At 39.8% G+C, this 13,136-nt stretch carries 12 protein-coding genes and 1 riboswitch; of the genes, 10 read left to right on the top strand and 2 right to left on the bottom strand.

Translation table 11 applies throughout. The features are described from left to right. Window positions 1-39 precede the first annotated feature (39 nt). Entirely contained in the window at window positions 40-318 is a 279-nt protein-coding gene (locus WBW42_RS10060; protein ID WP_032057090.1) for a hypothetical protein, read from the top strand. A gap of 36 nt (window positions 319-354) precedes the next feature. Then, window positions 355-540, top strand: a riboswitch (yybP-ykoY riboswitch). A 15-nt stretch (window positions 541-555) separates the two neighbouring features. After that, complete coding sequence (locus WBW42_RS10065; RefSeq protein WP_005804434.1) at window positions 556-1,131, top strand: TMEM165/GDT1 family protein; 576 nt, start codon at window positions 556-558, stop codon at window positions 1,129-1,131. 59 nt (window positions 1,132-1,190) lie between these two features. Here WBW42_RS10065 and WBW42_RS10070 read toward each other — a convergent pair whose 3' ends face one another. Next, window positions 1,191-3,347 (bottom strand): TonB-dependent siderophore receptor, encoded by a 2,157-nt coding sequence (locus WBW42_RS10070; RefSeq protein WP_032057089.1) that lies wholly within the window; start codon window positions 3,345-3,347, stop codon window positions 1,191-1,193. Between the two features lie 227 nt (window positions 3,348-3,574). Here WBW42_RS10070 and WBW42_RS10075 point away from each other — a divergent pair, with 227 nt between their 5' ends. The 6 genes from WBW42_RS10075 to recJ all read left to right on the top strand — a co-directional run bounded on the left by WBW42_RS10075 (window position 3,575) and on the right by recJ (window position 10,285). Next, window positions 3,575-4,372 carry an oxygen-binding di-iron domain-containing protein gene (locus tag WBW42_RS10075; protein WP_017387567.1) on the top strand — a complete coding sequence of 266 codons (798 nt, stop codon included), beginning with the start codon at window positions 3,575-3,577 and terminating at the stop codon, window positions 4,370-4,372. A gap of 90 nt (window positions 4,373-4,462) precedes the next feature. Further along, complete coding sequence (locus WBW42_RS10080) at window positions 4,463-4,828, top strand: YkgJ family cysteine cluster protein (RefSeq protein WP_032057088.1); 366 nt, start codon at window positions 4,463-4,465, stop codon at window positions 4,826-4,828. Between the two features lie 135 nt (window positions 4,829-4,963). Beyond that, window positions 4,964-6,430, top strand: a complete 1,467-nt coding sequence (gene guaB, locus WBW42_RS10085) for an IMP dehydrogenase (protein ID WP_002121951.1) — start codon at window positions 4,964-4,966, stop codon at window positions 6,428-6,430. Between the two features lie 149 nt (window positions 6,431-6,579). Then, window positions 6,580-7,917 carry a phosphoglucosamine mutase gene (gene glmM / locus WBW42_RS10090; protein WP_002121981.1) on the top strand — a complete coding sequence of 446 codons (1,338 nt, stop codon included), beginning with the start codon at window positions 6,580-6,582 and terminating at the stop codon, window positions 7,915-7,917. 10 nt (window positions 7,918-7,927) lie between these two features. After that, window positions 7,928-8,584, top strand: a complete 657-nt coding sequence (gene pdxH, locus WBW42_RS10095) for a pyridoxamine 5'-phosphate oxidase (RefSeq protein WP_002121930.1) — start codon at window positions 7,928-7,930, stop codon at window positions 8,582-8,584. Then, window positions 8,585-10,285 (top strand): single-stranded-DNA-specific exonuclease RecJ, encoded by a 1,701-nt coding sequence (recJ, locus tag WBW42_RS10100; protein WP_032057087.1) that lies wholly within the window; start codon window positions 8,585-8,587, stop codon window positions 10,283-10,285. Between the two features lie 46 nt (window positions 10,286-10,331). On the opposite strand, the gene WBW42_RS10105 is transcribed toward recJ, so the two are convergent. Next, window positions 10,332-11,099: a putative porin gene (locus tag WBW42_RS10105; protein ID WP_002121889.1), complete on the bottom strand. Its 768-nt coding sequence runs from the start codon at window positions 11,097-11,099 to the stop codon at window positions 10,332-10,334. A 392-nt stretch (window positions 11,100-11,491) separates the two neighbouring features. On the opposite strand from WBW42_RS10105, the gene prfB reads away from it, so the two are divergent. After that, window positions 11,492-12,587 (top strand): peptide chain release factor 2 gene (gene prfB, locus WBW42_RS10110; protein ID WP_099475557.1). Its coding sequence is split into 2 segments (ribosomal slippage): window positions 11,492-11,563 and window positions 11,565-12,587, totalling 1,095 coding nucleotides; the frame shifts between segments, so codons are not numbered across the junction. Window positions 12,588-12,808: 221 nt separating this feature from the next. After that, window positions 12,809-13,111 carry an ArsR/SmtB family transcription factor gene (locus WBW42_RS10115; protein ID WP_017399836.1) on the top strand — a complete coding sequence of 101 codons (303 nt, stop codon included), beginning with the start codon at window positions 12,809-12,811 and terminating at the stop codon, window positions 13,109-13,111. Window positions 13,112-13,136: the final 25 nt, after the last annotated feature.

A 13,136-nucleotide genomic window follows, 5' to 3' on the forward strand; every position in this document is an offset into this window, starting at 1 on the left:
GGAGAAATTTCTCGTTAGTCGGTAAAGGAGAAAGAATAAATGGTAGGATTTTTAAAAATCATGGTGCCGATTCTATTAATTGTATTTTTATTAATGGGGTTGTGGGTGAGTGTTTTACACTTTCCTTGGGAATGGATGACTTACGTTGCAATGGGCTTGGAAGTATTTGTAGCAATGCTTATTTTGCCATTTGAATTTCAGTCTCAGCACGTAACTGGTATTAATAATTTTGGATTTATTAACTTAAGTATTTGTTTAGCTTTACTATTGGGTCTAGGGCGATTGTTAGTTTGGGCGTGGATAAAATTTTTCGCCTGAATGTTTGAAAAATAGAACTACTCGAATATAATAAACGCATACTTCATTGGGGAGTAGCCGCTATTCATTTCTAAATGAATAGGTGATGATCAACATAATTGTTCAACAGAACATGGTCATCATAGCTTAAACGTCTCATCGTTTCCGAGTTGGCAAGACCTTTGATTTACCACTCTGCAGATATTTGGCTAGCAGGAGGGGTAGGTCATGGGCATTTATGCTAGCCAGAGAAACGACATGCAAGAATTTCTGATTTCTACTTCAATTGTTGCCCTCGCTGAAATGGGCGATAAAACCCAATTATTGGCCCTTTTACTGTCTGCACGTTTCCGTAAGCCAATCCCTATTCTTATTGCGATTCTTTTAGCTACTCTAATTAATCATGGTATTTCTGCTGTACTTGGACAGTGGATTACAACCGTGCTGAGCCCCGAAATTTTAGTCTGGGTCCTTGCCGCTGGCTTCATTGGTATGGCGTTCTGGATGCTTATTCCAGATAAGCTCGATGATGAAACGGATAGTATTAACAGATGGCAAAAATTTGGTGTTTTTGGTGCAACCTTTATCCTGTTTTTCTTAGCAGAAATTGGTGACAAAACCCAAATAGCAACAGTCGCTTTAGCTGCACGTTACGACAGCATCTTTTGGGTGATGTTAGGTACAACCTTAGGAATGATGATTGCTAATGCACCGGCTGTATTTATTGGTAATAAATTGGCTGAACGTTTATCTATCTCGCTCATTCATAAAATTGGTGCTGCTATTTTCTTAATTGTAGGTATCTCTACTCTAGTACAGCATTATTTCTTTTAACACATTTTAAGCTGCCAAAAAAACGCACTCGAATCGAGTGCGTTTTTTTATAGGTAATTTTAATAGTTAAATTTCACAGTAAAGTTAATTTGACGTGGATTACCTAAAGTCACCAAATTTTCATTTAAGGCACCTGCATAGTAATCTTTATCGAATAGATTACGGATCGCAAGTTGAGCACCCCAATGTCCTGCATCATAGCCAGCTTCTGTATCAAATACGGTATAGCCTGGAATATGGACATCTAACTTATCCATAGTTTTATAGGTTTCACCTCGGAATCCACCGCCGACATACCAACCAAGTTTTGAGGCAGGGTCAAATTTATAACGAGCCGACAGGCTGTAAGCATGCTCAGGAATATTGTCGAGTGCTTTTCCTACATTGCTCGCGTTTGCATCTTTACTAATTTCAGCATCAATTGTGTAGGTATAGGCAGCTGTTAATTTTAAACCTTCTAAAATTTCTGCGCTTAGCTCAGTTTCAATACCGCGAGTTAACTGTTCGCCACGTTGTACTTTATAGCCACTATTCGCAGTATCAGTGACTAAAACATTTTGACGTTTTAAATCGTACCAAGCAATAGCACCTTGAACTCGTTGATCTGGGCTTTGTAATTTCATTCCGACTTCAACCTGTTTCCCTTCTTCAGGTTTGAATGGATTGTTATTTACATCAGTACCGCTATTTGGGGTAAATGAAGTGGCATAGCTGACATAAGGAGCCACAATATCATTAAGGGTATACATGACAGAGGCGCTGCCTGTAAATGCATTGTCTGTTTGTTTACTTGTACTGCCAGTCACCAAACTTGTGGTTTGAGTTTGAGCCCAGTCTTGACGACCAGATAAGCTTAAAAGTAATTGGTCATTAAGTTGAATGCGGTCACGTAAATAAAGCCCTAAATATTTGAGACGATTGATATCACGAACATTTTGAGTCAATTTTACATTTTGACCGTAAACGGGGTCATAGATATTTAAATCGCCAATGTCGTATTTATCATTGGTGTAATCACTTTTTTCCTGAAAAGCATCTACTCCAATATTAAGGTCGTGTTGCATACCATATAAATCAAACTGTTTATTTAGGCGGTTATCAATGGCAAAGCTTAAATTATCAATAATTTGATGGCGGCTATTATTTTTACGGCTAATGGTTGTGTAGTCGATTTCACCTTGTTTGTTTTTTACCCAAAAGTTGTTACCTGTGCGAGCAAAGACAGCAGTGCCATCCATTTCAGTTTTTTGTACGGCAAAGTTCTGATTAAAGTTCCAACCATTATCAAAAGCGTGTTTAAAGGTATAACCTGTACGGTAAACATCTGCTTCATATTTACCAAAATTAGGATCGCCAATATATAAACTTCGGTCTATAGCGCCGTTAGGGTTATCTTTTAATGTACCAATGACCGGTAACCCTTGTTGACGGATGTATTCGCGATGCTGATAGCTTGCGATGACAGATAGATCAGTGTTATCCCCTAAGTCAAAGTTATAAGAGGGAGAGATGTAGTAATTTTTAAAATATACATAATCTGTTGGGTCATCTTGATCCGAGATACGACCATTTAAACGGAAAGCACCTTTTTCACTATTATTAGGGCTATAGTTTAAATCGAACGTTCCTTCTTTAAGGTTGTAGCTGCCATAAGTCATAGTGGCCCGAGCAAAGCTTTCAGCTTGAGGGCGTTTAGTCACTAAGTTGACCATACCTCCTGGAGCAACCAAACCAAAATTAATAGATGCAGGCCCTTTTAAAACTTGTACCTGATCCATGCCTGATAACTCAGTAGCAACATACGTATTTTGGCCTACTCTTAAGCCATCTACATAAACTGAATCAGAAGAAGTTTGTCCTCGAATAATGAAATCATCCCAGCCACGACGACCAAGTTTCCCAGCTCCAACACCCGCAACACCTTCAAGTGCATCTGTAAGTGTCTTTGCTTGTTTTTGGTCAAGTTGCTCGCGGGTCACCACCGAAATCGACTGAGCAGTTTTAAATAAAGGTGCGTCTGATTTTAAGGCAGAGTTTGCTTTCGTTGCGACGTAAGGTGAAGTGCTTTCTTTTTGCGCTTGAACAGAAATCGTGGGGAGAACACTGGTCGAATTTTGTTGTTCTGTTATTTCTTCAGCGTGACTTGCTGTCATCGAAGTAAAAATAGCAACTGCTAACAATGTTTTTGATGTTGAAAAACGGAAGGGTTGATTCATGGGAGGCCTAAGCAGCACAAAAAATAAATTTGATAATGAGAATTATTTTAATTTATTGTGGTTTAATTTTAAATAACATTATGATTCATTTATAAAATAAGAAAAGCAAAATCAATTTTAAAATATTATTAGAAAAATAAAGTAGTTTATTGCAAGAGTTATTGAATCCCTTTATTTTAGTATGGATATAAAAATATCTAATATTTAAAGTTTTTTTGGGGAATTGTATGGGGTTTGAAAAAACAACATCGCAGATATTATTTGATAATGGCGTACATAAATGTATTAGTTTTACCAGCTTGGTTAAAGGGGAAGGCATCCAAGCCAATCAATTTTTAATTATTGACCATGAACGCGCTGCTGTAATTGACCCAGGTGGCGATTTGACCTACGTTCCATTAACGATGGAATTAAATAAATATACACGTTTGAAAAATCTGGACTATGTGATGGCCTCTCATCAAGATCCGGACATTATTACTTCAATGCCACGCTGGCTGGTTTATACCGATGCTAAAGTCGTTGCATCAAAATTATGGGCACGTTTTTTACCACACCTAAATTCCTCATTTATGAGTGAGCGTATGAAAGGGAATTGGGAAGACCGTCTTATTGAATTACCTGACCGCGGCCAAGTGATTACTCTAGGAGAATCCAAGCTTGTGGTAGTTCCCGCTCACTTCTTACATTCGGTGGGTAATTTTCAGTTTTATGATCCAGTTGCTAAGATTCTGTTTTCTGGCGATATGGGTGCCTCGATTGTTGAAGATGCTAATCAGCCTTTAAAAGATTTCGATACGCACGTCATGAAAATGAAGGCTTTTCACCAACGCTATATGTGTTCCAATAAAGTTATCCGTTTGTGGGTCAATATGGTGCGCCAAATGGATATTGAAATGATTGTGCCTCAGCACGGTAGTCCATTTATGGGTAAAGAAATGGTCAATCAGTTTTTAGACTGGATTGAGACCTTGCCATGCGGCGTAGATTTAATGACTGAGCAAATTTTTAGCTGCCCTACTTAAAAAATGAGATCCATTATCTTGAGTCCAATTTGAAATTTTTTTAGTATTTTCCGTCGCAGAAAAATTTTTGATGACGAGAATTTGAATAAAATGTTATCTCAAGTTGCGACTCCAGATGAGTGCCTACGCTGTGGGGCATGTTGTGCACATTTTCGGGTTTCATTTTACTGGGCTGAAGCCGAGTTAATGGATGAACATCTAGTTGAATCTTTAACACCTGTTTATTCTTGTATGCGTGGAACTAATCGGGCTCAGCCACGGTGTCAGGCTTTGATGGGTGAAATTGGTAAAGAGGTGGGGTGTTCTATTTATGCTGTACGTAGTTCTACCTGTAGAGAGGTGCAGGTGGGAGATGAGCAGTGTAGTAAAGCTCGTTTGGCGCACCAGCTTATTCCTCTTATTCGTGTTAACCCAGCCGATTCTGAAAATGATCATGACTATGATCAGGTGAGTTAAATATGAGCTAACACAATAATAAGTGAGAAATATTTAGAATAGGCGAATATCTATTGCTGGAAAAGGCAAAGATAATATGAAAATTGCATTGAAATTTGTTTATAATAGCTCACGGAATTTACCAGTGAGATTGTTATGCTGACCATCGTTCAAGAAGCGCTAACCTTCGATGATGTCTTATTACTTCCTGCCTACTCTACTGTTCTCCCAAAAGATGTCTCTTTAAAGACACGTTTAACTCGCGGCATTCATTTAAATATCCCATTAGTTTCAGCTGCAATGGATACAGTGACTGAGTCACGTATGGCGATTGCTATGTCACAAAATGGTGGTATCGGGATTTTGCACAAAAACATGGATATTGCTGCTCAAGCTGCAGAAGTACGCCGTGTGAAAAAATTCGAAGCGGGTATGGTGAAAGATCCAATCACTGTAACGCCTGAAACTACAGTACGTGAACTCATCGCAATCACCAGCGCTAATAACATTAGTGGTGTACCTGTTGTTAAAGACGGCAAGGTTGTTGGTATTGTGACAGGCCGTGATACGCGTTTTGAAACCAATTTAGAACAACCTGTTAGCAACATCATGACAGGCCAAGATCGTTTAGTAACTGTACGTGAAGGCGAGTCTAAAGAAAATATTCAAGCATTATTGCAAAAACACCGTATTGAAAAAGTCTTGGTCGTTGGTGAGAGCAACGAACTTAAAGGCTTAATTACAGTAACGGACTTCCGCAAAGCTGAGAGCTATCCAAACAGTTGTAAAGATGATCTTGGTCGTTTACGTGTGGGTGCTGCGGTAGGTACAGGTGCTGATACACCAAGTCGTGTGGAAGCATTGGTTGAAGCCGGTGTTGACGTAATTGTTGTTGATACAGCACATGGTCACTCTGCTGGTGTAATTGAACGTGTACGTTGGGTGAAACAAAACTTCCCTCAAGTACAAGTGATTGGTGGCAACATTGCAACTGGTGATGCTGCATTAGCATTATTAGATGCAGGTGCAGATGCTGTAAAAGTAGGTATTGGCCCTGGTTCTATCTGTACAACACGTATTGTGGCAGGTATTGGTATGCCACAAATTTCTGCGATTGACAGCGTTGCTAGCGCACTAAAAGATCAAATTCCTTTAATTGCAGATGGTGGTATCCGCTTCTCTGGTGATATGGCAAAAGCGATCGGTGCGGGTGCAAGTACGATCATGGTTGGTTCATTACTTGCAGGTACTGAAGAAGCGCCGGGCGAAGTTGAGTTTTTCCAAGGTCGTTACTACAAAGCATATCGTGGTATGGGTTCATTAGGTGCAATGGCGGGAGCAACTGGTTCTGCTGACCGTTATTTCCAAGATTCAAAAGCAGGTGCTGAGAAGTTAGTACCAGAAGGAATCGAAGGCCGTGTTCCTTATAAAGGCCCAATGGGTAACATCGTTCATCAAATGATGGGTGGTTTACGTTCTTCGATGGGTTATACAGGTTCAGCTGTGATTGAAGATCTTCGCCAAAATGCGAAATTTGTGAAAATTACTTCAGCAGGCATGTCTGAGTCACATGTTCATGATGTAACGATTACTAAAGAAGCTCCGAACTATCGTGTTGGTTAGATTTTCGTAACCAAAACAATGAAGAAAGCCGTCATTACACTGACGGCTTTTTGTTTTTGGTGTAAAGTGAATCTGACGAAAAGAGATATGGCGGAATTGCCATATATGCAGTAAGCCACGGCTGAAGTGGCGTAAAAATGAGATAAGCTATGAGTTATTTTGGAACGGATGGTATTCGTGGAAAATTTGGGCAAATGCCTATTACTCCAGAGTTTGCTTTAAAACTCGGTTTTGCTGCAGGGAAGGTATTAAAACGAACGAGTCCAAAAAATAAGCCACTTGTTGTATTAGGAAAAGACACTCGTTTATCTGGTTATATTTTAGAGTCTGCTTTGCAGGCGGGGTTAAACGCTGCTGGCGTATATGTTCATTTGCTTGGCCCATTACCAACCCCAGCAATTGCGCACCTTACTCGTGCTTTACATGCGCATGCAGGTATCGTGATTTCTGCATCACATAACCCATATTTTGATAATGGTATTAAATTTTTCTCAAGCGAAGGTAAAAAACTACCAGATGCGCTACAAGAAGAAATTAACCTCGAATTAGAAAAAGATTTATATATTGATGACACAGCAAACTTAGGTAAAAGTGTTCGTGTAAAAGATGCAAATGGTCGTTACATTGAATTCTGTAAATCTACTTTTCCTTACCATTTTGATTTAAGTAATTTAACAATTGTGGTGGATTGTGCTCATGGTGCAGCGTATAGCGTTGGTCCTTCGGTTTTCCGTGAGTTAGGTGCAAAAGTTGTTGCTTTATATAATGAGCCGGATGGTTTAAATATTAATGAAGGTTGTGGTTCAACACATCCTGAGAACCTACAAAAAGCTGTAGTTGAGCACGAAGCAGATTTAGGGATTGCCTTTGATGGTGATGCTGACCGTGTCGTGATGGTCGATAAGTTTGGTAACTTGATTGATGGCGATCATATTTTATATATCTTGGCGACTCAGGCTCAGAAAAAACCAGCAGGCGTTGTTGGTACTGTCATGAGTAACATGGCACTCGAAATTGCACTTGAAAAAGCGAATGTTGGTTTTGTTCGTGCTAAGGTTGGCGACCGATATGTATTACAAGCTTTAGAAGAAAATGGTTGGGTTACTGGTGGGGAACCATCTGGTCATATTCTAACTTTAGACAAGAGTACGACAGGTGATGCGATTATTGCAGCACTTCAAGTTTTAACCGTGATGGTCGAGCAAAATAAAGCTCTTCATGAGTTGGTTCAAGACTTTAAATTATTCCCGCAAATTCTTGTGAATGTACGTTTAGAACAAATGCTTGATCCGTATTCTATTCCTACATTGGTTGCCGAGTTTGATAAAGCAGAAGCACAGCTCAAAGGACATGGACGAATCTTAATTCGTAAGTCAGGAACAGAGCCTGTAATTCGTGTTATGGTCGAAGGTGATGATGAGCAAGAAGTGAATGCTTTAGCTCAGCATTTAGCAGATTCAGTTCGTTCACAAGCACAAGTCGCATAAGGTGCATGACATGAGTGATGTCATTAAAGATTTAAGTGAATTACGCTTAAGCTACGAGCAAGGAGAATTGCATGAGGGGCAAGTTGAATCTAATCCTCATCAGCAGTTTCTTGGTTGGTTTAACCATGCTCTAGCAGCCAATTTGCATGAACCCTATGCAATGTCATTAGCGACAGCAAGCGCGAATGGCAGACCTCATGTTCGAACAGTTTTGTTACGTGGGGCTACAGAAGCTGGGTATGATTTTTATACTAATTACGACAGTCAAAAAGGTATCGATTTGGCAGAAAATCCATATGCCGAATTATTATTTTACTGGCCAAGTCTAGAGCGTCAGGTGCGAGTTGGTGGTCGTGTAGTCAAAATTGCTGAGCAAGAGTCTACAGATTACTATCGTAAACGACCACGTGATAGCCAGATTGCAGCGCATATCAGTACTCCGCAAAGTGGTAAGATTGAAAGCCGAGAGCTGTTACAGCAACGTTTTCAAGACTTACAACAGCAAGTTACAAGTCGTGAAGTACTTGATAAGCCAGAGTTCTGGGGAGGCTATCGTCTGCAACCAGATTATTATGAATTCTGGCAGGGAAGACCAAATCGTTTACATGACCGCTTGAGTTATGAAAAAATCGACGGTCAATGGACGCTGCACCGACTGATGCCTTAAATGACAAAAATACAAATCAAACAAAGACCTTTATTAACACGCCCTGAACAGTTTCAGGGCGTGCCTCCGTTTATTGCCGAAATTTTGGCAAGGCGTGGGGTACAATCTGAACAGGAATTAGAGTTAAAGCTTAAGAATTTATTAGCTCCACAGCTCAAGGGATTAGAAACTGCTGTGGCATTAATAGATCAAGCTATTGATGAGCAGAAAAAAATTGTTATTGTCGGTGATTATGATGCCGATGGTGCAACCAGTACAGCTTTAATGGTATTGGTGCTTAGCGATATGGGGGCACAAGTCGACTATTTGGTTCCAGACCGATTTAAATACGGTTATGGGCTTACCCCCGCAATTGCAGAGCTTGCACATCAAACTTATCAACCCGATTTATTAATTACTGTCGATAATGGGATTTCCAGCCATGCTGGTGTTGATGCGGCACATGCACTGGGCATGCAAGTGGTTATTACAGATCACCATTTAACCACTAAAGAAACACCGCTTGCAGAAGCAGTTGTAAATCCAAATCAGTTAGGTTGTGAGTTCCCAAGTAAGGCGCTTGCAGGTGTTGGAGTTGCATTTTATGTACTGGCCAATTTAGCAAGTTTACGTAACAAGCAAAACAAAAGTACAAGTAAAGTCACTCAATATCTAGACTTGGTTGCTTTGGGAACGTATGCGGATGTTGCTGTGTTAGATTATAACAATCGTATTTTGGTCGATGCAGGCGTAAAACGTATTCAACAACATCAATGCCGAGTCGGAATATTGGCGTTGCTAGATATTGCTGGCCGTGAGGCTTCATCTTTGCGTGCACAAGATTTAGGTTTTGTTTTAGGTCCGCGTATTAACGCTGCTGGACGCATGGAGAGCATGCGTATAGGCATTGAATGTTTATTAGCTGACACTATGGAATCTGCCTATCCAATCGCGAGACAGTTAAATCAATTAAATATAGAGCGCCGTCAAATCGAAGGGGAGATGAAGCAACAAGCCTTGTCTGCTTTAGATAGCTTGCAGCTCTCAAAGGAAGACGTTCCTCCAGCTCTTATACTCTTCGAAGAAAACTGGCATCAAGGTGTGATTGGAATTGTAGCGGGGCGTTTAAAAGAGCAGTTTCATCGTCCCACTATTGTATTTGCACCTGATGAAGATGGTATTCATATAAAAGGGTCTGCACGTTCAATTGATGGGGTGCATATTCGAGATACAATTGAACAGGTTGCTGAACAACATCCAGAATTGGTGAGCCATTTTGGTGGGCATGCAGCAGCAGCAGGTTTAACCATACGTAAAGAAAACTTCGAAGCTTTTAAAACAGCGTTTACCAATTGTATTGCAGCAATGGAAGAGTCTTTGTTTCAAGCAACGCTATGGACGGATGGAGAACTCCCTGCTTCGGCTTTGCAACTAAATACATTAGATTGGATAGAACAGTTGGGGCCTTGGGGACAAAAATTCCCTTTTCCTCAGTTTGAGGGGCATTTTAAAGTTGTTGATTATCGCTGGCTTAAAGAAACGCATTTGAAGCTTAAATTAGCACTCGGCCAATATAGTTTTGATGCAATTGCTTTTAATGCAGCAGGCCGTTTTGAATTTGACCCAATGCGGGATTATGTACATTTGGTCTATGAAATAGATCGTAATGCATTTAATGGAAATGTGAATTTACAATTACGCATCGTACATTTAAACCAATAAAAAAATCCGCTCAATTGAGCGGATTTTTTTATGACTTTAGGCTTGATTAGAAGCGGTATGCTGCACGAACACCATAAGTGTTGTCGTTATCACCAAATCCAACACGGCCTTCAACACTTACTTGCTGATTTAAGAATTTTTTAGCATTGATACCAAATTCATCTTTGTCAGTTAAGTCGTTGTTGTAGTAATCAGCACCAACACTTAAAGTTTTGTCGATGTAGTAGTCACCACGAACTTTATATTCGTCTAGGTCACCGAACGCACCGAACGCTTCAAGGTTTACGTCATGTTGACCTACTTGAGTTACGTATTTAGCACGAACTGTTGGATCAGCGCCGTCTTTGCCGTCTTTTTCGTCGTAGCCTTTAACACCTAGAGCAAGTAATAAACCTGGAGCTGGTAAATAACCTACTTCAGCTGCGTAAGTAGTTACTTTTTGGTCGTAATTAGTGTTATCAATTTCACGCTCATTTCGACCTACATCACCGCTAAGGTAGAAATCTGAGTTAGGAACGTAATATTCAACACCTACGCCATATTGAGTATCTTTTGTACCGCTGTTATCGCCATAGTTGATAAGGGCGTTAACGTTACTTGCACGGCTTAAGAAAGCTGCTTCAGCAAGTGGAGCGTTACGAGTTTGAACAGGATTAAAGTAATAAGTCCCGTCAACACCGAATTTACTTACGCTGCTACCGTTGTCTGGATCAAGATAATTGTAAGAACCACCAACTTCAGCTTGGTAAGCGTTTGCTGCGCCACTCACTGCGAGTGCAGATAAAAGAGCTGATGCAATTGCTAGTTTTTTCATGGAATCTCTCCCCTCTAAAAAGCGATTTTATAAATGTTTTGTTACAACTTTTAGTCTAGACGAAAAAGCTTTGTCGTCAATCTTGCGCAAGTAACCGTACTGTAACCGTGTGATATTTATGTAAACTAATTTAATTTAAGATATTGATTTTAAAATATAAAAATATAATGTTTTATTTTATTAAAATTGAGGATATTTTGTGTAGATCATAAAAAATGCTGTAAAAGTACCCAATTTTGTATGAGGATGTTACTAATTAATCTTAAATTGAACTGAAGAAAATTTATAAATCAAATTGATGAAATATGATGAGAAATACAAAGCGGGTTCGTAGATAACCGCAGCTATGCTAAAATAATTGACCGTTTATCTGCTCTTATGGGAACACTCGCGTGGAAATTAATCCTTATCTAAACCAATTGAAAGACTTAACTGATCGTAGCCAAACACTACGGGGGTATCTTTGACTACGATCTGAAAAAAGAACGTTTAGAAGAAGTTTTACGTGAGTTAGAAGACCCTGCAATCTGGAATGATCAAAGCCGTGCTCAGGCGATGGCGAAAGAAAAGGGCGAACTAGAAAACGTTATTAATGTATTGGATGGCTTATCTACACAGCTTGAAGATGCAAAAGCGATGTTAGATTTGGCTGTAGAAGCCGACGATGAAAGCCTGCTTGAAGATGTTCAGTCGGAGCTTGGTGCTGCCGAAGATGAACTGGCTAAACTTGAATTCCGTCGCATGTTTAGTAACCCAATGGACCCGAACCCTTGCTATGTCGAGATTCAATCAGGTTCAGGTGGTACTGAAGCACAAGATTGGGCGTCTATGCTTTTACGCATGTATATGCGCTGGATTGAACGTCATGGTTTTAAAGCAGAACTTATGGAAGTGTCTGACGGTGACGTAGCAGGTATTAAATCAGCAACGATTCGTGTGGAAGGTGAATATGCCTACGGTTGGTTACGCACAGAGTCAGGTGTACACCGTTTAGTTCGTAAATCACCATTTGACAGTGGCAACCGTCGTCACACTTCATTCTCTGCGGTATTTATTTCACCAGAAGTTGATGACAATATTGAAATTGATATTAACCCTTCTGATGTTCGTACCGATACGTACCGTGCATCTGGTGCAGGTGGTCAGCATATTAACAAAACCGACTCGGCTGTGCGTTTGACTCATATCCCAACAGGTATTGTAGTAGCGTGTCAGAACCAGCGTTCGCAACATGCTAACCGTGACCACGCATGGAAACAGTTACGTGCACGTTTATATGAATTGGAAATGCAAAAACGTAATGAAGCAGCTCAAGCTCTAGAAGACTCGAAGTCTGATATTGGTTGGGGAAGCCAAATTCGTTCATATGTATTAGATGATTCTCGTATTAAAGATTTACGTACAGGGGTTGAAAACTCTAATACAGGTGCTGTTCTTGATGGTGACCTTGATCGTTTCATCGAAGCGAGTTTAAAACAAGGTTTATAAGAGTCTGCTGAACTTTTAGTTTAAATACACTTCATCTATGAATATGTAGAACTCTTGGATTTTTAGCGATTAAAACGGCAAAGCAGTTCAGTTTTCGAATGTTAATCGAAAAAATACGATATGAATATCGAAAAAAATAGATATGAATATCGAAAAAATGCGATATTATATTTTCGAAATGCTGAACAAAGCTTTGTTCGTTTAAAAGACGTGTTGAGCCTATGGATATTGATGCAATTAGCAAAGCCCTTTCCAACCCTCTACGTCGGCAAATTTTGCAATGGTTAAAAGAACCTGCACATTATTTACCGATTGAAGAATGTGGTGGTAGTTTTGAGAAGGGTGTTTGTGCAGGTCATATTGAACGTTTGGGTAAAGTAGCTCAGTCTACAATGTCCAATCATTTGTCTGTGTTACAACAGGCGGGGCTTATTCAGGTCCAAAAATATGGTCAATGGTCTTATTTTTCACGTAACGAAGCTTTGATTCAGCAATATATCGAACATTTAAAACAAACACTTTAAATTATTAAAAGTGTAAGTCGAGGCG

It is taken from the genome of Acinetobacter sp. LT1, assembly GCF_059800965.1.